Genomic DNA, 21,425 nt, shown 5'->3' on the forward strand with positions numbered 1-21,425 from the left:
TCAAGACCAGCCTTCTTGCTGCAAATTCCAACCCCTACCGCATCTAGAACTGAAAATGTTGCATGACATGCAGCATCTGGCCGTCCAAACCGTCTCGTGCGGCTAAATGCTGTACATTCTGCAACAATGCAATGGGAATTGGCTGATCCCCATTTTCTTCGGAAATGATGCACTACATGCAGCATTTCCTATATATGACCGAGTTACCTTACTTGCTGCCACTTGCCGCTTACACAACATCACATCCCTCGTGGCATAGATAGCACGGGTATGAAAAACAAAAACCGCCCATGGGCGGTTTTTGCTCCAAAGTAAAGCTGGTAGTTGTACCACCTTTGCAGGCTGCATCAGCCTAATCCGCGAGATGCAGTATAATTCGTCCCCGGCCATGGCCGGATTGGCACTGGTCCTGCGCTTTGGCAGCTTCCGCGAGTGGAAAGCGTGCGCCGACATGCGTCTTAACCATGCCCTGCGCCATAAGCGCAGCAATTGTACCCAGCGAATCTGCCGCGGGCAGTTTGTTCGAGAAAACAGCTTGGACGCCGCGTTCCTGCGAACGCTCCGGCGATGGCTGGCTTACCAGCGAAATCAGCCGGCCGCCCGGCTTCAGCACATCGAACGATCGGTTTTGCGTCTCGCCACCTACCGTATCGAGCACCAAATCAACATCAGCCGCCGCATCCTCGAACCGCGCCTGCTTATAGTCCACGACAACGTCTGCGCCTAGCGAAGCTGCATAGTCGACATTGTCCGTGCCGCAGGTACCGATCACTTCGGCGCCTTTCCATTTGGCTAACTGCACGGCGAACAAACCGACCCCGCCGGTAGCGCCGTGAATCAGCACGCGCTCCCCTGCCTTAAGCCCGCCGACCTCAAACAGCGCTGACCAAGCGGTCGTAGCACCACCGGAGATTGTAGCCGCCTCATCGAAGGAGATCTCATCAGGTTTCGTTGCTAAGAAATCCGCTGATGCGACGGCATATTCCGCATAGGACCCGTACGTCGTTCTTCCGAATACAGCCTGTCCCTTTGCAAACGAAGTCACTCCCGAACCAACTTCCTCCACGATCCCCGCCAGTGAAGATCCCGGTATATAAGGAAAAGTGAGCGGCCTGAACTTCTTAAACATGCCTTCCCTTACTTTCCACTCGATTGGCAGCACGCCTGCGGCATGAACGCGTACAAACACTTCTCCTTCACCCGGCTGCGGGCGTGAAATTTCTTCTAGCTGCAGCTCCTCTGAGCCGCCATATTGGTGAACGCGTATCGCCTTTATTGTCTTCTCGCTAAAGCCATTACTCATTCTTAAAAACCCCTTTCACTACAACTCAATAGGACAACAAGTTCAATCTTTACGCTCTACTTCTTTCTCCAGTTTATTCACTGATGCTAATAATGTATAATACATATTAAATTATGTATTCATAATATGAACATTATGAACGAATGGAGCAAAATGAGCATGGAACTGCTGCAGCTGCATTATTTCCAAAAAGTCGCCCGACTTGAACATATGACGAAAGCCGCGCAGGAGCTGCACATCGCGCAGCCCGCGCTTAGCCAAAGCATCGCCCGGCTGGAGGAGGATCTCGGCGTCCCGCTCTTCCACCGTCAAGGCCGGCAAATTCGGCTGAACAGCTATGGTCAAGCTTTTCTCGCTAAAGTAGATATCGCCTTGCATGCCCTCGATGAGGGCAGACGTGAAATTCATGATATGAGCGGTACCGAACGCGGACATCTTCACATCGCAACCACGACGCTGGCTCGTTTCTCCGAGATGATTCGCGCCTTTATGGAGCTGCATCCGGAGATCAATCTGCGCATCACCCAGGTATCGGCGGAAGAAGCGATCCCGCTTATCGAAGCCGGTGAGATCGATTTCTGCTACACGACACCACCGATCGATAAACCCGGCATCGGCAGTGTTCCCCTGCTGCGTGAGGAGATTTTCATCGCGGTTCCTCCCCATCACCGACTTGCCAGCCTCCCTCAGATCAACCTCAGTGAAATCGCAGACGAACCGTTCATCGGCATGAAAGAAGGTACGCGCCTTCGCACCATGATGGATCAGTTCTTCAGCTCTCGCGGCATGAAGCCTAACCTCGTATGCGAAGTGGATGAACCCGCAGCACTGCGGAGCTTCGTCGGTGCAGGTCTTGGGATCGCACTGTTATCTGCCTGCAAGAAAGAAGAGGCATCTCCTCTCGTCCTGCTGCCGATTAATGATCCCAACTGTCGCAGGACCATTCAGCTTGCCTGGCTGAAGAAGCGTTACCTCTCGCAAGCGGCGCACTCGTTTAGGGAGTATGTCACGAACTATTTTGCAAAAGATGCCAAAAGCTGAATAGTCTCACCGCCCTTCGCGAACAATGTAACTGACATTCTCAGCAAGGGGGCCGCACCGTATGAACGCGCAGCGCGCACAAGAAATCGCCGAATCCTCTACCATGGTCGAGGTGACGTGCAACGGAGTTCCAATTTATATTCAGCATGTCGACACCGACAATAACACCGCGCGGATTTATCCGCTTAATCAACCGGATAACGAAGAGACAGTGTCGCTGAACAGCTTAACGGAGAGCTCTCCATTCCAATCCGACAGCATTCAGATGCATTGTCCAGATTGATCGTTCGTCATGTAAGGAAGGCCATCCTCATGGGTTCATGAGTATGGCCTTCTTTTGCGTGCTGCCGAATATAAAAGGAGTCGTTTTCAAAAATTACGGAGTTGATCCTCTTAAAATCGGATGATAGATTTACATTAACGTGAATGATTATCGTTACTGTCAAGCGCTAACAGTAGCGAAATCACAACGTTCATGCAGGTTAGACCTCTCTCTTTCTTTTCTTTGATCGGCTTTGCAGAAGTTTATGTAACCGCTTTCAAATATCTATCCTATACTCACACGAGAGGAAGAATTGGTTTGAGAAAAACAATGACTCTATTATTTGCTGTTTGGATGGCTTTGTCGCTCGCTGTGGCCAGCGTTGCAGCCTCCCCCACAACTGATTTCAACAATCCCGTTAACAGCATCGGGGCAGACCCGTGGATGTACTATCATGACAACGACGGCTACTATTATTTCACACGGACGACCGGGGACAATTTGACCATTTGGCGATCCCGAACCATGACCGGCATCGATAGCGGCGAGCAGAAAGTCGTATGGACGCCGCCAAGCGGCACGATCGATATCTGGGCACCCGAGATTCACTATATCGGAGGCAAATGGTATATCTACTACACCGCAAATACCGGCTGCGGCGATTCCTGCCGAGGCGTGTACGTTGTAGAAAACACATCGGCCGACCCTTTCACCGGTTCATGGACGAGCAAAGGGAAAGTCGCGGGTTCCGGCTCGGGATTAGATGGCAGTGTATTCGAGAATGGCGGGACACTCTATTTCCTCTATGCCGGCTATGATTCCAACTGGTCCAGCATCTACATTGCCGCTATGAGCAACCCTTGGACCCTCTCCACCTCGCTGACCAAAATCGCAACGCGCGATCAAAGCTGGGAGAGCGATCTGGTCGAAGGACCGGAAGTGATTAAGCGCAATGGCAAAATCTTTATCTCCTACTCTACTTTCCCCTGCTGGTCGGACGATTATCGGCTTGGCATGCTAACCGCATCCGATACCGCTAACCTGTTAAGTACCTCTTCCTGGACAAAATCAACCGGGCCTGTGTTTCAATCCTCCCCGGCGAACAATGTGTACGGAACCGGCCACAATAGTTTTACGAAATCGAAGGATGGCACGCAAGATTGGCTCGTTTATCATGCCAATACAGGCACAGGTCAAGGCTGCGGCCCGCGGCCCACTCGTGTACAGCAATTTACGTGGAATGCGAATGGCACGCCAAATTTGGGAGTACCGGCATCACCAACATCACCGGTCTCGGTACCTGCCGAAGAGTTCCGAATTGAAGCCGAACATGCAACCTTAAATAATGCGCTGATCAACCCTAAGGCAGGCGCTTCCCACGGAGCAGTCATCGGATATATCGATTACAGCGACAGCTATGTGCTGTTCAAGGATATCAATGCGCCGGCAACGGGCCACTACAAAATTCATGTGAGATACACGAATGGCTCCGGTGCAGCTTCAACGCACAATGTATCGGTTAACGGAAGCACAGCTTTTCCCATCAGTTACAGCAACATCGGCTGGGAGACTTACGGCGACAGCGTATTCGAGACACAGCTGAAGAAAGGGTATCAGAACACGATTAAATTTACAAAAGGAGATAATTACGCAGAGATCGACAGCATCGAGCTGGAGTGGGTTGGCGTATCCTACAACGATAATTTCAATGATGGCAATGCCAATGGCTGGACGACTTACGATGGCACATGGAGTGTAAGCAGCGGCGCTTACGGCGTTAATTCAGGCGCTGGATATAAAGCAGTTGCGAATGGCACCAACTTGTCCGACTTCGTCTATGAGGGCGACGTGAAGATCGCGAGCGGCAGCGATGCCGGGCTGCTCTTCCGGGTATCGGAACCAGCGGTAGGCGGCGACTCGCTTAAAGGTTATTATGCGGCGCTTAATACGAACAACACGGTCGTGCTTGGCAAATTCAACAACAGCTGGACGTATTTAACCAGCGCCTCCTTCACCGTTACACCGGGAACAACTTACCATATGAAGGTTGTCGCGAGCGGGACAAGCATCAAGATTTACGTCACCAATATGGATACGCCGGTCGTCACCTTTACCGACAGCTCCTACGCATCGGGCGGAATCGGACTGCGCACATTCAACTCGGCCGTGTCGTTCGACAACCTCGTTGCAACGCCGGTGTTCGCCGACAGCTTCAGCGACGGCAACCCTGACGGCTGGGCGACCTATGGAGGGGGCTGGGGAATTAGCAGCGGAGCCTATACCGTCAACGCCGGCAGCGGTTATAAATCGGTCTTCACCTCTTCGACGTTTAGCAACGTCTTGTACGAAGGCGATGTACGCATTACTTCCGGGGGAGGCGATGCCGGCCTGCTCTTCCGCGTATCCGATCCAGCAACCGGAGCCGACAGCTTGAAAGGCTACTACGCAGCGATTAATACGAGCGGCTCGGTCATACTCGGCAAGTTCAACAACAATTGGACCTACATTACCGGAACCAGCATGACGATCACGACCGGAACGACCTATCATCTGAAAGTCATCGCCGAAGGCACAAGAATTCGCGTCTATGTCAACGATATGGCCACACCCAAAATCGATGTAACCGACGCCTCCTTCACGTCAGGCAGCCTCGGTGCTCGCGTATCTGGACCTGCAGCAGCTTTCGATAACTTCTATGCGGAATCCAGAGCATAATATATCAAGAAGAAGGAGGCGACCCGCCTCCTTCTTTGACTAATTACCACCAAATTTGGAGGATGAGCTGCACCTAGAGTAACACTTTAGCATGGCGGGGCCATTTTGGAGAATGTGTAGCTCTGAGAGCGACTCTTTGATAGAGTAAAGGCAAATTTCGTGTATGAGTTGCTCCCAGAGCAACTCTTGAGCAAAGTGAGGCCAGGCCCATAAAGGAGAAAAAGTAGCTCTGAGAGCTACTCTTTGATTAAGCACGTACAAATTTCGTGTATGAGTTGCTCCTAGAGCAACACTTGGGCATAGTGGGGTCCATTTTGGAGAATGTGTAGCTCTGAGAGCGACTCTTTGATAGAGTAAAGGCAAATTTCGTGTATGAGCTGCTCCTAGAGCAACACTTGGGCAGAGTGAGAGCAAATCTCGGAATATATATAAGAGCCGCAAGAAGAATGTCTTCTTGCGGCTCCTTCAATTCTCTAGCAACCTACTTGACGCTGCCTGCGGTAAGCCCCTTCTCCAGGAAGCGCTGGCAGAAGAAATAGACGAGGAAAATCGGGATACTGATCGCCATCAGTGCGGCGGATATTTTGCCATAGTTCGAACCTGCGAACACGACGAATTTCTGCGGCAGCAGCGTCACCGTCATCGAGGCCGGGTCCTGCAGGAAGATCAATGGCAGCAAATAGTCGTTCCATGAACCAAGGAACGTGTAGATCGTAACGGTCGCTATCGCCGGCATGCCCAGAGGCAAATAAATGCTCCGGAATATCGTGTGCTTACTGGCTCCGTCGATCGTCGCCGCTTCGTTGATTTCCTTCGGAATTCCATCAAAGAAGGAGCGAATCAGCATGAGGCCGAAAGGGATTCCCCCAGCGACATGAGGTCCGACAAGGCTAAGCGGGTTATCGACCAGGCCAAGCTTCTTGATCGTCAGAAACCAAGGAATAATAAATCCCGCGCCAGGAATCATCATGCCGACGATAAGGATCAGGAAAAGCGGAATTTGCAGCGGGAAGCGCAAACGCGAGAACGCGTACGCTGCAAGCGTTACGCAAGTAATTGTAAGCGCAATGTCCATTGCTGCCACAACGATGCTGTTCCAGAAATAGCGATACACGCCTGCATCCAGAAACACCGCCGAATAGTTGTTGACGAAGCCACCCTCGAACGACTTCAACACCATCCGAACGAGCGGGTAGAGCCAGAGAATACCCATAATGACAATGACAAATTGTACAACCGTTCGGCCTAATAGATCTTTTCTATCGAATATCATCGTAGAGCTCCCCCTCTTAAACATCCCATCTCTTCTGAATTTGGCTTTGAACCCAAGTCAGTATAAGGGCTATGATCATGATCAGGTTCGAGATCGCCGCGCTGTAGCCGCCCTTATATTCGAGAACGTAGCTGCGGTACAAGTAAGACGACACCACTTCGCTGGAGCGAGCCGGTCCGCCTCCGGTAATCAGCCAGACGAGGTCGAATGTCTTGAGCGAACCGATAATGCCCAGGATGAGCAGCAAGGAATGAGTGCTCTTCAACATCGGAAAGATCATACGCGTGAACAATTGCATAAAGCCGGCACCGTCAATTTTGGCCGATTCGATGACTTCCTGATTGAATTGGGTAATCGCCGTGAAATAGATAATCATACTGAAGCCCATATAAGTGAAAATGTTCGTGATCATAACGGCGTACAAAGCTAATTTAGGATCGCCGGTCCAATCCCGAACAAGGTTGTCCAATCCAATGGCTCTAAGCGCTTGATTAACCGCACCTGTATTGAAGCTGTATAGCTCGGTGAAGATGAGCGCCACAACGACAAGGCTCATAATGTTTGGCAGGAAGAATAGTGATTTAAATAGCCGCTTGCCGAAGAATAACGAATCATTCACAACAGCGACGAACAAACCGATAACCGCTTGCACAACTACCGTGATGACCATGTACGTGAGTGTATTGGTCACCGCTTTCATAAATTTCGGATCCTTCATCAGCGTGACATAGTTGTCGAAGCCGATGAACGTCATATTCTTCGATATGCCGTTCCATTTAAAGAAGCTGTGATAGATGTTGAAATAGGCACCGTAATAAATAAACACGCCGATGAACAGTACGGCCGGGATCAAATACAGGTACGCGTCATAATCGTATTTTCTCTTTGAAATCATGGTAACCTCCTCCTACCTCCTGCTGCCCACGCTTGACTTATTTATGAAAAAAGAGGAGGCACCCTCCCCTTTTTCCATTATTCTCGTATTAGCGTTGTACGGTTTTGGATATCGCTTCCAAGTCTTCAGCCGCTTTCTCCGGTGTCTTGCCGCCCAGCGCCACTGCTTGCAGGGCATCGAAGAGGCCGTTCTGAAGCTCAGGATATTTCAATTCACGTGCTCCGCTGATGTGGTTGGACATGTACTCGGAAACGGTTTTCAGTGACTCCTTCTCCGTATCGCCCGCCATCTCGGCAGTTACTTCTACGCCTTTCTGCGAAGGAAGCACTTGCAGCGTGTTTGTCCACAGTTTCTGGCCTTCTCCTGCAGACATGAACTTAATGAACTTCCACACCGCATCTTTGTGTTTGGATTCCGCGTTCATGCCCCAAGCGATGTCGACTGTAGCTACCATGTTCTGTTCGCCGCCCGAAAGTGGAGGGAACGGGAACATACCCCAGTGTGTATCTTCCGTAATGACGCCGTCTTTCACCATTTGGTCATGAGCAACCTTCGTCAAACCGCTCAAATGCCAAGTACCGATGGAGAACATGCCAAGCTTGCCTTTGGAGAAATTATCGTTAACGTTTGGATATGGGGACTGCCCCATGGATCCCTCGGAGAATACGCCATTCTTGAACAGGTCGCCCCACACTTTGAACGCCTCTACGATGCCCGGATCGGTCCAAGCAAGCTTGCCTTCTTGCGCTTCGTAAACTTTGCCCGGCGCAATTTCATTCACGATTCCCATGAATACGTCGCGATCCGTCCAACCGTCTTTAGCGCCGATGCCGACTCCGGCAATGTTACCCGGCTCTTTATCTTTCAACACCTTAATGACATTGTTCAGCTCGTCCAGTGTTTTTGGAACTTGCAGACCGTGCTTCTGGAACATCGTAGCGTTATACATGATGACCGGAGTTGCCGTCATACCGCCCGGCAATACGCGATAATCGTCGCCGGAGTAAGCCGCCTGCTCCAGCGCGACATCTAGGAAATTACTCTTCCAATCGGCGCCCCACTCTTGTTCGGCGTAAGGTGCCAGCGGTTCAAGAAACTCTTTATACTGATTGGCGTTGGCACCGACTTGCATGGCGATGACGTCCGGACCTTCGCCGCCTGCAAGGCCGGCGGACAGCTTCTGGAAATAAGCGCCAGATTCGCCGACATGCGTAACCTCCAAGTCGATGTCCGGGTTTTCTTTCTCGAATGCTGCTTCCAGTTCAGGCATCTGGCCTTCTGTCGGAATCCATTTCCAAAACGTGATTTTCGTTTTTTCTGTCGGCTCGCTCGAAGTGTTTGTGCTGTTTGCATTGTTTGTGCTGGCAGCACTTTCGTTTGTGTTCGAAGCAGCACCTTCATTGTTGTTGCTGCCACAGCCGGCAAGCATAGCGCCGACCATTGTCATCGAGAGCAGCGTAGCGGTAACCTTTGTCTTTTTCATCTGTGTACCTCCCCGATTATGAGTGCAATTTGAAGTTTTGAAAACCCTTACAAATTGATTGTATCACCCATATCACAGCTGCAAATTTCAATATTTTTGAATCAAACTCCAATATCTTTGAAAGGGCTTACCGCGGTCCGCAGGGCTCCTTATCCGCTCTGTTCAGCGGACCTCTTCTCGTAATCAAGCGGGGTCGTTCCCGTAATATCTTTGAACACTTTGAAGAAATAATTATACGTATTGAACCCCACCTGCTCGTAGATCGCTTTGACCGACACGCCTTCTTCCAGCAGCTGCTGCGCGCGGAAAATCCGCTTGCGGTTCAAGAATTCCACGAACGACATGCCCGTTTCCTTCTTAAACAGATGACTCAGATAGGAAGTATTGATGCCGACATGTTCCGCGGTAAGCTGCAGGGAGATGTTGTCCCGGAATCGTGAATCGATAAAGCGCACGGCCTTGCCCACGTAGCCGCTGTAGGTGGACTGCTCCCGGTTGCGCAGCGTCGCAACAAGCTCGCTATACATACAGATGATTTTGTCCTTCAGTCCCAAAGGTCCGGCGGCATCACGCAAGCCTGTCTGCATCGACGCGGTCAGCCGCTCAAGCGTCTGAGCAGCTACGCCATGCTTCTGCCCCACTTTGGCCGCAAGCTGCACCATCTCGACAAGTGTTAGCCGAACGGATTCATGAGATGCGCCTTGTTCTGCAAGCTCCGAGAAGACTCGATCGATTAATGTGACCAAATCGAACTCGTCCTTCTGATCGAATGCTCCAAGAAGCAGCTTCTCCATCTTGATGCTGAGACCGGCTGCCGGCGATTGAGGCTCCTGGCCCAATTCGGTATCGTTCATCGAGTGCAGCTTGTCTAAAGCCTGCCGGTAACCATCCTGCACTTCCATTAACCGAAGCCCGCACCGGCTGAATTCGATCTTCATCTGAACGTTCATGAACTTGGAGAACATGCCTCTGAGCTTCTCTTTCTCCTCTTGAAGCAGCGAAGCGATCTGTGATTCACTACGAATGCGTTCGAAGCTGAACAGCAAGGCGAACTGATCCTCGCCGATGTGGGTAACGATGCCTTCCGTCTGGCTCTGGCATAATTCAAGCACTGAACGGATGAACATATTGCGATCCTTATCCTGCTGCCGCCAATCCATCATGTGGTAATGGACGATCGACATGGCGCCAACGACCAAGTTTCGAGTACCGAAGCCTGCCTCGTTCAAGTGGACATTGACCTCCATTTGCTTCGTGCCGTTCACGTGACCCAGCGCCAAATCTTTTACGATAGTTTGCTTGGTTTGCAGATCAATCGTTCCGTTGGACTTCAGGCTCTCGCCGCCGATCATTCTCTGTTCTTGCAGCCTTTCAGCCTTCGCCTTCTCCAGCACGCTCAGCAAGGAGGCTTCGTCCAGTCTGTGCTTAAGCAGGTAATCGACGGCTCCGTTGTTCAACGTCATACGCACATAATCGTAGCTGTCGTAACTGCTGAGCATAATAATCGGAATGCCAAGCTTCTGTTCTACTAAATAGTTGGATAGGGCGACCCCATCCATTAACGGCATCGCAACGTCCGAAAGAATCACATCCGGTTCCAGCTCGCCAATCATCCGGATCGCGGCCTCCCCGTTCGTAGCTTCTCCGCATAGCTGGTAACCGTGTCCTTCCCAAACCGCAAGCGAACGGATATGCGTACGAGCAATCAATTCGTCTTCGACCAGCAGCACCTGAATCATGAGGCATCCTCCCTATTGTTCAGCAGTATGGGTAACGTCATTTCCACCGTCGTGAAGAGTCCCTGCTGGCTATACAGCTTCAAACTGTATTCGTTTCCGTAGAGCAGACGGATCCGTTGGGCTACATTAATGACACCTAAACCGGAGAATCGGTTCTTCGAAGTTTCGCTGGCGCCTTGATCTGGTGGAAGGAGCGGCTCCTGCAGCAAGCTGCCCAGACGAGCCAATTTATCCTCAGCTATGCCTGCCCCATTATCCGTTACAACGATCGTGAGCTGATTCTCCGAAGCTTGAATCTTAATACTGACGATCCCTTTGCGCTTGGTAGGCTCTACCCCATGAATGAGTGCATTTTCTAAAAGCGGCTGGATAAGCATCCTTGGAATAAGGCAATGCTTCGCTTCCTCTTCGACTTCATAATGAACGTTAACCGGTTGGACCAAGCGGTAGCTTTGAATGTTCACATACCTTTGCAAATTGGTGATTTCATCCTGCAAGGTCGTAAACTCGCTGTCGTTCTTCGTAATGTCTCGCAGCAGCTCGATCAAGGAAGTGGTAACCTCTTTGATATTCGGAACCTGCTGCAGCTGTGCCAAGAATTGAATGGTGTTGAGCGTGTTGTACAGAAAATGCGGGTCGATCTGCGCCTGAAGCGCTTTAATCTCGGCCTTGCGCTTCTGCTGCTCCCGCCGTTTGACTTCCTCCAGCAAGCTGTGGATTTGACTCATCTGCTGGCTGAAAGCTTGGCTCAAATGGCCGACCTCATCCTTGGACTGCAGCGGGGTTACGTAGTTGAGGTTCCCCTCGTCAATCTTGAACATCCGATCGCGCAAGCGCCGTAGATTATTCGTAATACGCCGCGAAATGATGATGGACACGAGCAGCACAGCTACAAGTGTCAGCCCGATGACCCCGAACATCCGGTTGCGCAGCGTGACCGTATCATGAATGAGGGAATCCACTGAAACGGCGCCGATCGTGGTCCATCCGGAGAAGGCGGATTTTTGTTTGACGTACAATTGCCCGTCCTTCTCTAAAACATCCTGGAATTCGGGAGGTTTATCTCCGGCGCGCGATTCGAACATCGTTTGATTGTGATTGTCCATGACAATAAACCTTGTCGTGGATAGGGGTCCGTTATCGTATACTTTGCGAATAATATCGTATGGGGCATACAAGAGTACGACGCCGATTGTCTTGTCATTGGATTTGATCGCCCGGCCGATCACCAGCATCGGCTTGAGCGTCATGCCGCTCGGCGTATAGTCGTCGCGATCGATTCTTAGAAAGACAGGCTTCCCATTGGCCTTCACGATTTCCTGAAACCAAGGCTTGTCTTTATACGAAATATACCGAAACGGACTTCCCGAATTATACTGTTCTCCATTGAATCCGATAATGGTAACGGCTGAAATATAAGGCTTGTACGAGTACAAGCTGCCGACGAAGTCCTCCAGTTTTTTCTGCAGCAGGAAATCGATATAAGGGGTCAGCCCTTTCTTTCGATTTAGCACTTCCACCACATTCGTGCGATCGATCGACACAAGCGTGATGATGCTGACGAAATCTTTGAGGACGATCTCTAAGTTGTTGTGCGACTGGACAATGTTGCTTCGAGCGTCCTGAATCGCGTTGCGTTTGATCGTCTCAGCCGTACTTGCATACCAGATCCAGGTGACGCCGGATAAGGTGAGCATGGATAGAACCAAGAACGAGACGAAGATTTGGGCTTGAATCGTACGGCGAACGGAAAATAGCAATAGTAATTGGTTCATGATAGTCTTCATCCGATTCCGTCCTCCTTAACGAATGACCTGTGATTATGAAGTCGCCCAAAATTCAAGATAATGTTTGCCTGTGATGTCCGCGGGGATTTGCTTTATGGCTTGTCCGTCGCAATGCATCGCGAATGTCGTGCCCCAGCCATGCACGGCGATATCGAACACGGCCTTCCGATAGCGAAGATTCTCCAGCCTCAGATCGCGCAGCATCTCAGGCACGGCCGGCGCGAAAGTGACGCCTTGTTCGTCGTATTCCATACCCAGGACGCCAAGGAGGAAATAAGAGATAAAGCCGGCTGCGTGCCAGAGCTGACCCGGCCAGCGCCATGCCTTGCCTGTCTGATAATCGATGACTTCATAGAAGGTTTTGTTCATCACGCTATTTCGTACCTGCTGCGCGATGAAAGTCGTAAGCAGATCCAATCTGCCTTCACGTCCCGCTGCAGCCGCCATTCCGCTTGTCCAGACTACCCATGCCGCATTGCAGAAATGGTTCGTTTCCGGGCGATACGGGAATACGTTAACGCCAAATTCATTCATCGCCACTTCAGGCAGCCGACTCAGCATGGAACTCCTTTGCTCCTCGCTGGCTACTCCGTATCTTGGCCACATTGCGATCTCTTGTCCGGCGGACTCCCAATATCCATTCTCGTAGCTCTCGCTGCCGATCGGACCGCTCGTATAGAAGCCCGCTTCTTCGTTCCAATAGTGGCTTTGAATATTGCGAAGAAGAAGCTCTCCCCTCTCAGCCCATGCGCTGACTTGGCTCTCGGACTCCCCCATGTAGGTTCCCATGCGAGACATCGCGCGGAAGGCCTCCATGAAATAAATCTCCGTCGCAAGGCTGAATCCGTCGCATTCCGGCTCTAGAAAAGCATCATTGGAGGTCGATTGATCAGCCGGAATTAAGCCCCGAACCGGGTCGAACAATCCATCGAGTTTAGCAATCCGCTCTTTGAGACCTTGCCAGGATTCTTTGATTACCGTTAGATCGCCCGTTGCCAAATAATAATCCCAGATGCCCACAATCGGCATTGCCATGCCGTCAACGCCGTTGTCTAAGCCGCCCTTCGTCGTAAAGAGCAGCGATTTCCTGGCACCTTCCGGATCCAAAATGCTCCCCGATCGAATGGCGATATGCGCGGTATCGCGCACCCACACGCCGAAGCCTTCGCCAGGTCCTTGAAACTGCCCGGCAGTCCACATGCCTTCCTCGCCCTTCCGGGCAAACTCGGCGGAGCCGCATCGGTAGAAAATATCGGCTGCGAGACGGTACGCCGCATCGATTGTGGCATGGCCGGTGAAGATTACCGGCAGCCTTGAAATCTCCGGTTTCGGACGCCAGACGTTGCCGCGATCAATGACGCGGTTCATATCGTTCGCCCAGTTCTTGCGCCAGACGAACTCCTCGATTGCGCGGGTAGGCGATACGATCGTATCGCGGTCAGGCACGTAAGCCGGCGGCTCTCCATACACGGAGTCCTCTACCCGATTGCTATAAACCGTATAGCTATTCGATTGATAGACTACCGTGTTGTCCTTAACCGCTGCATGAATCAAACGGCTTTCTTCCGGACTTGGCCTAATGCCCCGAAGCCCATACACCGCCACCGCATGCACCATCGCGCTCCCGTTCGGACACGACAGCCGAATCGTCCGCTCCGTATAGTTCGGTACTGCGTCAACAGTCATCGCGACCGCGCCATCGCACGCGAATAGCTCCAAGGAAGCTCGATCGAGCAGCAAGCGCAGCTTCATCCGTCCTTCCACTTGCGCCAGCGGAGCAACGATGCCCTGACATTCCATTGTTTTCATACCAGTATCTAATAAAATCCGAATCCCGTACAGCCCAATCTCCAGCTTGGAATCCGCCGCCGTTTCGATCTCCAGCACAACATCCAGCGAATCGGCGGTTATATCGTCGGGCTTGTTTTCAGGCGGTAAAATGCGAACATCCGGCCAATTCGCCGGAGCCATTCGGAATTGCAGGCTTTCTTCAAAGCTTGATCCCTCTTTATCCAATGCAATATCGGACCATGTTCTCTGCCAGATCCTTAGGTTTTGCAATTCTTCGACGGGCTGAGATTGAATGGTTACCCCTTGCTCCGTCTGCTGCAGTTTCAACTCGGTAGGGATAAGCATCTGTTGGCTAAACGGCATCTCCGGATAACGCAATCCCCGGCTAAAACCAACTAAGATACAGCGGCCATCCTCTGCCCTGTAAATCAGCCCATCGGAATGGTTCCCGTGCCGCAACGCAGCAGGCTCACTCTCAGCTACGAAACGCCGCTCCTCCAAGGAGCCAATCGAATACGTATTGTCCTCATGAAGATAAAGCCATTTCGTTTGCGCCGCTTCGCCATTCACCGGCAATTCCACCAAGCGTGGCGACAGCGTTTGGCTGCCCTTATTCTCCATTTGCAGCGTATCATAGTCCGCATCTGCCTCGTGCCAATGGATGAGATCCTTGCTTACCGCATGACCCGACAATCCGGCTTCGCTATTGTCATATAATTGATGTTCATAATGGACATGCCACTGGCCCTGTTCCCGGTAGAAGTCGAGCGGTTGGCCGATCCAGCCCTTCTTCGTTGTAAAATGGTATTGGGGACGCATCTTCTCCCCATATAAGTGCAGTTCTTCCGCCGCTTGCTCGCTTTGAAAAACGAAGTGCTCCGCGCGGAGCACTTCGTTTCCCGATTTAGCTTCCAAGACACAACCTCTATAATCATTGGCATCTAATGTAAACCACGATTGAACGTCATGCGAAGCCAGCTTCAATTGGAATCGTTTGATTTCGACTCCATCCTGAAGCAATGTGAGGACGCTCAGCGGAGCGTCGTTATGAACCGGGATATTTAAATAACGCTGCGTAACTTTGACTGCGTTCTTTGTCGTCATTTCAGTTCCGCCGCCTTCATCTCCCAAATCTCCACCTGGCAGACGGCAGAAGCACCGCTCGAACGCAGCTCAATACCGCTGCTTTCCGCCAAAGAAGGGTAGACCCTTGCCGTCAGGCAAGTTTCATCATCCGCGAATACTTCGACGATCGATTGATCCGCGAAGATGCGCAGTCTCAGCGTCTCAGCGCCGTCTGAAGGAGGCAGCGATGCTTCAACAGGCTTCTTATTCACGTTCGGGAACAAGCTCGATTGCAATCGGTCGATGACAACCGTATTGGCTGCCAATTCGAGGCGCACATCCGTACGCTCGCGGCCGCATGGCGAAGCAAACAAGGAAACGGTTAATTGCCCGTCTTCCAATGTTCGTCTATCCACATCTACCACGCATTCGAAAGACGTCGAACGAACGCCTGCATGGATCGGCTCTTGCCCGATGCTCAGCTTCGCGAAGCTCCGACGACATTCATCTCTTAGCTGCTCCAGCTCAGGAACCGGAGTCATGGCAAGCGAGCCGTTTGGCTTCAGGTCGACAACGCGCGGCAGTGCCAGCGTCCCAGCCCAATCCAGGCTCTCCGGGAAGTGGTCTCCCCTCCCTTCCGGAGCCCAGCCCAGCAGAATGCGGCGGCCCTTCTCGTCCACGAAACCGGTCGAAGCGTAATACCCTTCCCAGCCACCGCCATCCACCGTGCCATGCTTCATCACATCCGTCAGCCTGTCCTCGCGGATCGTTCCGGAGACGTAGCGAACCGGACCGCTCGGGGAATAGAATAAAACAGCCTTACCGTCGTCGAAACGGAACAAATGCGGACATTCCCAGATCCATTCTTCGCCCTTATAGAAAATACCGTTGTAGCTCCAATTCTCCAAATCGTCGGAGCGGTAGATCATGCCGCAGCCTTTCTCACCTTCAATGCCGCCGAGCAGCATGCGCCATCCGTCCTGCTCTTTCCAGACGTAAGGATCTCTCCACTCCGTAATGCGCGTTTCCCCATGTAATTCGGAGGTCAACGCTGGATTGGCATCACCGGGCTTACGCCAGGTGAGCAAATCTTGCGCCCCAGCCCCAGCCGTCCACTGCTGCGCCCCGCTCGTCGCATTCCGTTCGCCTTCGCCGATGCTCGTATAGAACAATTTCACCTCGTCGCCGTTGACGACCGAGCAGCCCGAGTAGCAATGCGATTCGCCAAGCCCATTGGACGGAGCAAGCGCGACCGGCAAATGCGTCCAGTTCACCAAGTCGGCGCTCTTGGCGTGTCCCCAGTGAATCGTACCCCATTCCGGGGCTGAAGGGTTGTGCTGATAGAACAAATGGTATTCCCCGCCTAATTGAAAAGGCCCGTTCGGATCGTTCATCCAGTTGTGCGGCGGCGTAAAATGATATCTCGGTCTATATCGGTCCATGAACATCGCTCCTAAGCCAAATTGATTTCACGTAATTTATCGAGCGGCACCTTCGGCTCCCGATTCTCGGTCAACAGCCCGTTCACTTCCTGCTGCACGTCCGTAATCTGGGTGTAGCAGTACCCAACTATATAATCGGTAGCCTTAATGGCTTCGTGTATGCCGCGGAAACGGTCCAAATAAGCGTCCTTCGATTCAACCTGGTTGCCGTAGCCCCAACCTTTATCCGAGCGTAAAGCGATACCGCCAAACTCGCTGACGATAATCGGCTGCCCGGTGTACGAGTAGCCGTTGGCGAACGCGTACTTCCATTGATTGAACGATTTTTCGTTATGAACGATTTCATCCTTGCTCGCATAACGCTGCAGAAATTGCTCCTTCGTCTCCACGTAGTCGTGCAAGGTCAAAATATCCGATACGGTATGCTCCCAGCCGTCGTTCGCAATGACAGGGCGGTTCGGATCGAACGCTTTGGTCAGATGGTACACCGCTTCCGTCAGCTTCTGCTGCCGCCTGTCGTTCAAGATGTTCATGACACCCCACGACTCGTTAAACGGTACCCAGGTGATAATGCTCGGATGGTTGTATTGCTGCCGAACGACCTCCATCCACTCTGTCGTAAACTTCTGGATGGCGTTGTCGTTGAATTCGAATGTCGCCGCCATTTCCGACCAGACGAGCACTCCTTTGACATCGCACCAGTATAGGAAACGCGCATCCTCAACCTTCATATGCTTGCGGACGCCGTTATAGCCCATCTCGAGCAGCTTGTCGATGTCCTCGATGAGCGCCGCTTCCGACGGAGGCGTTAAATGACTGTCCGGCCAATAGCCTTGGTCGAGTACGAGCCGCTGATAGATCGGCACGTTATTGAGCAGCACTTTGCCTTTCTCGATCGAGATTTTACGCATGCCGAAGTACGAGTACACCCGATCGACCACTTCGTCACCTTGATAGAGCACGAACTCCACATCGTACAAATTCGGATGCTCCGGCGCCCAGTGGCAATGCTTCCAAGGACCGTTCATTTCGTGGACGAGGTCAACGTCGAGCTGCAGCCACGGCCGGTCGATTGTTAGGCTCGCTTGCTTGACCTGACGGCCCTTCAGCGTGACGAGCGTCTCGATGCGATACCCGCCGCCTGCGCGCGCTCCGCCTTTGACCTGATACTCGAAGCGTATGGAACGGGCATCGATGTCCGCCGTTATTTTGACATAGTCGACGTGAACGGGAGAGACGAATTCCAGCCATACGGACTGCCAAATGCCGGTCGTCTGCACATAGAAACACTCGAAGTTCTCGGACACCCATCTTTGCTTGCCCCGCGGCTGCGTCGCGTCCATGCTGTCCTCAGCCTTCACGGTTAGCTCATTCGGACCGCCGAGCTTTACATATGGCGTTATGTCGAACGAGAACGCCGTATACCCTCCATCGTGGCGACCGACGTACTCGCCGTTAATCCATACTTTCGCTGTATAATCCACGGCCTGAAAATGAAGCAAAATACGCTTGCCTTCCTCAGAGGCAGGCACATCGAACGAACGGTTGTACCAGACATTCGAATGGTGAGCTTCTTCGCCGATACCGCTCGCTTTCGTCTCGTAGGAGAACGGAACGACAATCGTTCGGTCACCGCCGAAGCTGCACGGCCAACCTTCCGCCTCGCCGCGATCTCCGTCGTCGAAGCCGAAGCGCCATTCCCCGTTCAAATCAGTCCATTGCTCGCGCACGAATTGCGGCCTGGGGTATCCCGGAATATACATTTTCGTCGTCATTTCGTTTCTCCCGGGCTCAATCCGCACACAATCCGACGAATCGCTTCAAGTGGAACTTTAGGAACGCGATCATAGGTGAGCAAGCCGTTAATTTCCTGCTCTACATCCGTTAATTGCGTGTAACAAACGCCTTGCACGACCGGGGACAGCAGCAGCGGACGAAACACGGCATTGAGTCGTTTGAGGAAATCCTCGTCGTCGCTCGCCCCCGAATATCCCCAGCCTTCCCAGTCGCTTTTCCGGAACGAAATGCCACCGAACTCCGTTACAAGTATGGGCTGGCCCTTATACGATGCATCGCCTACGAAGATTCTGCGATTCGCGGGCATAGCTTCGATTGCACGGTTCACCGAAGCGTATCTCTCGGCCAGTACCTCTTCCCGCCACTCGTAATCATGGATGGCTACGAGATCGGTTTCGAGCATCTCCCATCCGTCATTCCCGATAACCGGCCTCGTCTCATCCAGCGATTTGACCAAATGGTACATCGCCAGCGCATGCTGCTGCTGCTTGATATCAATTTGAATGTTCGGCACGCCCCAGCTCTCGTTAATCGGAACCCAAGCCACGATACAAGGATGGTTGTAATCCCGCTCTACAATCTCGTGCCACTCGCGAGTAAATCGACCGGCATACGTCTCCGAGTATTGATAAGCGTTCGCGCATTCTCCCCATACGAGCAGGCCATTGCGGTCGCAATGATAGAGGAACAGCGGATCTTCCGTCTTCTGATGCTTGCGCACACCATTGAACCCCATTGCTTTGGTCAGTTCGATGTCCTTCACAATCGCCTCTTCAGACGGAGGAGTCAGAATACCATCCGGGAAGTAGCCTTGGTCGAGCACCAAACGCATGAAGTACGGACGATTGTTCAAGTTGAACTTGCCGTTCTCGATCGATACTTTGCGCATGCCGAAGTAGCTGTCGCATTCATCCACGACATTGCCATCTACGCTTAGGCGACAATGAACATCGTACAGATTCGGCTTCTCCGGCGACCACCAACGTCCCAATCCATGATCGTTAAAATCGTGAAGGCGAATCGTTCTCGACTCTTCTCTTCCATTCACTTTGAATCTTTCTTCCGCTACTACCTTGCCGCCGAAGCTAATAGCCGCTTCCAGCCAAACATCCTGCCGCGCAGCCGCTTCCGATACAAATGCACGAATCTCGATTTCGTTCCGATCGATATCCGGTTTGAACTTCAATTTATCAATATGTATAGAATGAACGGGCTCCAGCCACACGCTTTGCCAAATCCCCGTCGTACGCGTATAGAAAATGCTGGCCGATTGCTCTTCCCAATACTGTTTGCCCCTTGGCTGCGTTAAATCCAAGCTGTCGTCTTCCGCTCTTACCGTAATGACATTGCCGCCATCTTTCAGTAGATCGGTAATATCCTGACGGAATGGCGTATGGCCGCCTTCATGAATGACAGCCAGCTGTCCGTTCACCCAAACCTTCGCCTTGTAGTCGACCGCGCCGAAATGAAGGATAATGCGCTGTCCGTTCCACTCGCTCGGAACATGGATCATTTTCCGGTACCAGACAACATCGTGAAAGGTTGCATCGCCGATCCCGCTAAGCGCGCTTTGATAAGCGAACGGCACTTGAATTTTGAGATAAAATGGCGCTGCATTCCCATACCATTTGTCGCTTTCGCCCTTTCTCTCATCGTCGAACGCAAAGTCCCATTCGCCGTTCAAGCTGAGCCATTGCTCGCGCTTTTGATTCGGACGCGGATATTCAGGTCTAACGTTATTTCCTTTAATCATGATGTAAATTACCTCCCAGTAGGTTTGATCGTGTATGGCCCGTCCTTCTGCAACCCGGAGCTCGGGCCTTGACCGTCGTTAATAATCGGCCATCCGTCTGTCCAATCGATTCGGTCTAGCATCAGTACACGACTCTTATAAGCCGTATCTGTTTTCTTAAAAGCATGGTAGAGCATCCAGTCCGTCCCCGCGTCATCCTGAATGACGGCGTTATGGCCCGGCGCGACGAAGTGCTCGTTCAGCTCTAATATCGGATTGTTCTTATTCGGTTCGAACGGGCCTGTAGGGGACTTCGAGCGAGCCGCCATTACTGCATAATGGGGAGGTTTGCCGTTAGGATCCACGCAGCAATAATCACCGGAGAAGAAGATGTAGTAATAATCGCTGCGTTTTACGACCCACGGGCCTTCCACCAAAATGTCGTACATTTTGCGGCTCTGCACATTCGGCTGGATAACGTCTTTTGCTTCCCCAACCACGCTTAATCCGTCGTCCGCCAGCTGCTGAACGTAAATGGGCTGTTTATCCGATCCCCAATATAAGTACCGCTTCCCGTCATCGTCGTCCAAGACGAAAGGATCGATCTTCTCGAACCTTGACCCCCATACGACCGGCTTGCCACTGTCCTTGTAAGGCCCTAGCGGGTGATCCGCAACCGCGACGCCAATCCCCATTCCTTTTAACGGATCGCCGTCATTCACTTTAGTAGAGTAGTACACATAATATTTTCCCTTGTAGAAGGTCAGATGAGGAGCCCACATATAATCGAGCGTTGCCCAAGATGGGAGCTGCTCGGGCGTGAATACGGCTCCTTTCCTTTCCCAATGCACGAGATCCGCAGATTGTAGAATCGGGAACGTAACGACATTGCCGTCATAGTTACTTTGGGTCGAAATCGCATAATAATAGCCGTCTTTCGCTTTCATCGCGGTCGGATCAGGTGCGTCGTGATCGAAGACAGGATTGGTGTACGCGGTATTGCCATTCTGCTGTTCCTTGTGATGATAGAACCACCAAGCGGCTGCAGCCAGAATGATGAGGATAAGAAATAAGGCCGTCATTCTCGGTTTGCTTCGCAT

The 21,425-nt window shown here is 52.0% G+C and carries 14 protein-coding genes; 3 read left to right on the plus strand and 11 right to left on the minus strand.

Annotated features, from left to right (window positions below):
* Nucleotides 1-352 precede the first annotated feature (352 nt).
* The gene (locus tag AC50Y3_RS22290) at nucleotides 353-1,303 is read right to left on the minus strand and encodes an NADP-dependent oxidoreductase (RefSeq protein ID WP_494820919.1); all 951 of its coding nucleotides are present in this window, start codon (nucleotides 1,301-1,303) and stop codon (nucleotides 353-355) included.
* 159 nt (nucleotides 1,304-1,462) lie between these two features.
* Between AC50Y3_RS22290 and AC50Y3_RS22295 the strand changes: the two genes are divergently transcribed.
* The 3 genes from AC50Y3_RS22295 (at nucleotide 1,463) to AC50Y3_RS22305 (ending at nucleotide 5,321) form a co-directional block, all read left to right on the plus strand.
* Nucleotides 1,463-2,344, plus strand: coding sequence for a LysR family transcriptional regulator (locus AC50Y3_RS22295; protein WP_494820920.1), 882 nt, complete (start codon nucleotides 1,463-1,465; stop codon nucleotides 2,342-2,344).
* Nucleotides 2,345-2,405: 61 nt separating this feature from the next.
* Entirely contained in the window at nucleotides 2,406-2,627 is a 222-nt protein-coding gene (locus AC50Y3_RS22300) for an H-type small acid-soluble spore protein (RefSeq protein WP_494820921.1), read from the plus strand.
* A gap of 297 nt (nucleotides 2,628-2,924) precedes the next feature.
* Entirely contained in the window at nucleotides 2,925-5,321 is a 2,397-nt protein-coding gene (locus AC50Y3_RS22305) for a family 43 glycosylhydrolase (protein WP_494820922.1), read from the plus strand.
* 481 nt (nucleotides 5,322-5,802) lie between these two features.
* On the opposite strand, the gene AC50Y3_RS22310 is transcribed toward AC50Y3_RS22305, so the two are convergent.
* The 10 genes from AC50Y3_RS22310 to AC50Y3_RS22355 all read right to left on the minus strand — a co-directional run bounded on the left by AC50Y3_RS22310 (nucleotide 5,803) and on the right by AC50Y3_RS22355 (nucleotide 21,425).
* Nucleotides 5,803-6,594 carry a carbohydrate ABC transporter permease gene (locus AC50Y3_RS22310; RefSeq protein WP_494820923.1) on the minus strand — a complete coding sequence of 264 codons (792 nt, stop codon included), beginning with the start codon at nucleotides 6,592-6,594 and terminating at the stop codon, nucleotides 5,803-5,805.
* A 16-nt stretch (nucleotides 6,595-6,610) separates the two neighbouring features.
* Entirely contained in the window at nucleotides 6,611-7,489 is an 879-nt protein-coding gene (locus AC50Y3_RS22315; protein ID WP_494820924.1) for a carbohydrate ABC transporter permease, read from the minus strand.
* An 88-nt stretch (nucleotides 7,490-7,577) separates the two neighbouring features.
* Nucleotides 7,578-8,972, minus strand: a complete 1,395-nt coding sequence (locus AC50Y3_RS22320; RefSeq protein WP_494820925.1) for an ABC transporter substrate-binding protein — start codon at nucleotides 8,970-8,972, stop codon at nucleotides 7,578-7,580.
* Nucleotides 8,973-9,121: 149 nt separating this feature from the next.
* Nucleotides 9,122-10,711 (minus strand): response regulator transcription factor, encoded by a 1,590-nt coding sequence (locus AC50Y3_RS22325; protein WP_494820926.1) that lies wholly within the window; start codon nucleotides 10,709-10,711, stop codon nucleotides 9,122-9,124.
* Nucleotides 10,708-12,498 carry a sensor histidine kinase gene (locus AC50Y3_RS22330; protein WP_494820927.1) on the minus strand — a complete coding sequence of 597 codons (1,791 nt, stop codon included), beginning with the start codon at nucleotides 12,496-12,498 and terminating at the stop codon, nucleotides 10,708-10,710. Before AC50Y3_RS22330 ends, AC50Y3_RS22325 begins: the two co-directional genes overlap by 4 nt.
* Before the next feature lie 33 nt (nucleotides 12,499-12,531).
* Nucleotides 12,532-15,393, minus strand: a complete 2,862-nt coding sequence (locus tag AC50Y3_RS22335) for a GH32 C-terminal domain-containing protein (RefSeq protein WP_494820928.1) — start codon at nucleotides 15,391-15,393, stop codon at nucleotides 12,532-12,534.
* Entirely contained in the window at nucleotides 15,390-16,796 is a 1,407-nt protein-coding gene (locus AC50Y3_RS22340) for a glycoside hydrolase family 32 protein (protein WP_494820929.1), read from the minus strand. Before AC50Y3_RS22340 ends, AC50Y3_RS22335 begins: the two co-directional genes overlap by 4 nt.
* Before the next feature lie 11 nt (nucleotides 16,797-16,807).
* Complete coding sequence (locus tag AC50Y3_RS22345; RefSeq protein WP_494820930.1) at nucleotides 16,808-18,571, minus strand: glycoside hydrolase family 2 protein; 1,764 nt, start codon at nucleotides 18,569-18,571, stop codon at nucleotides 16,808-16,810.
* Nucleotides 18,568-20,346: a glycoside hydrolase family 2 protein gene (locus AC50Y3_RS22350; protein WP_494820931.1), complete on the minus strand. Its 1,779-nt coding sequence runs from the start codon at nucleotides 20,344-20,346 to the stop codon at nucleotides 18,568-18,570. The genes AC50Y3_RS22345 and AC50Y3_RS22350 overlap by 4 nt, the downstream gene beginning before the upstream one ends.
* An 8-nt stretch (nucleotides 20,347-20,354) precedes the next feature.
* On the minus strand, nucleotides 20,355-21,425 hold the full coding sequence (locus tag AC50Y3_RS22355; RefSeq protein ID WP_494820932.1) for a glycoside hydrolase family 43 protein: 1,071 nt from the start codon (nucleotides 21,423-21,425) through the stop codon (nucleotides 20,355-20,357).

The sequence above is a fragment of the Paenibacillus sp. J22R98 genome (genome assembly GCF_059383835.1).

Excerpts from the sequence above, each read along its gene's own strand:
- AC50Y3_RS22290 (WP_494820919.1), bottom strand. The coding sequence starts at position 1,303 with ATGAGTAATGGCTTTAGCGAGAAGACAATAAAGGCGATACGCGTTCAC.
- AC50Y3_RS22295 (WP_494820920.1), top strand. The coding sequence starts at position 1,463 with ATGGAACTGCTGCAGCTGCATTATTTCCAAAAAGTCGCCCGACTTGAA.
- AC50Y3_RS22300 (WP_494820921.1), top strand. The coding sequence starts at position 2,406 with ATGAACGCGCAGCGCGCACAAGAAATCGCCGAATCCTCTACCATGGTC.
- AC50Y3_RS22310 (WP_494820923.1), bottom strand. The coding sequence starts at position 6,594 with ATGATATTCGATAGAAAAGATCTATTAGGCCGAACGGTTGTACAATTT.
- AC50Y3_RS22315 (WP_494820924.1), bottom strand. The coding sequence starts at position 7,489 with ATGATTTCAAAGAGAAAATACGATTATGACGCGTACCTGTATTTGATC.
- AC50Y3_RS22320 (WP_494820925.1), bottom strand. The coding sequence starts at position 8,972 with ATGAAAAAGACAAAGGTTACCGCTACGCTGCTCTCGATGACAATGGTC.
- AC50Y3_RS22325 (WP_494820926.1), bottom strand. The coding sequence starts at position 10,711 with ATGATTCAGGTGCTGCTGGTCGAAGACGAATTGATTGCTCGTACGCAT.
- AC50Y3_RS22330 (WP_494820927.1), bottom strand. The coding sequence starts at position 12,498 with ATGAAGACTATCATGAACCAATTACTATTGCTATTTTCCGTTCGCCGT.
- AC50Y3_RS22335 (WP_494820928.1), bottom strand. The coding sequence starts at position 15,393 with ATGACGACAAAGAACGCAGTCAAAGTTACGCAGCGTTATTTAAATATC.
- AC50Y3_RS22340 (WP_494820929.1), bottom strand. The coding sequence starts at position 16,796 with ATGGACCGATATAGACCGAGATATCATTTTACGCCGCCGCACAACTGG.
- AC50Y3_RS22345 (WP_494820930.1), bottom strand. The coding sequence starts at position 18,571 with ATGACGACGAAAATGTATATTCCGGGATACCCCAGGCCGCAATTCGTG.
- AC50Y3_RS22350 (WP_494820931.1), bottom strand. The coding sequence starts at position 20,346 with ATGATTAAAGGAAATAACGTTAGACCTGAATATCCGCGTCCGAATCAA.
- AC50Y3_RS22355 (WP_494820932.1), bottom strand. The coding sequence starts at position 21,425 with ATGCGAAGCAAACCGAGAATGACGGCCTTATTTCTTATCCTCATCATT.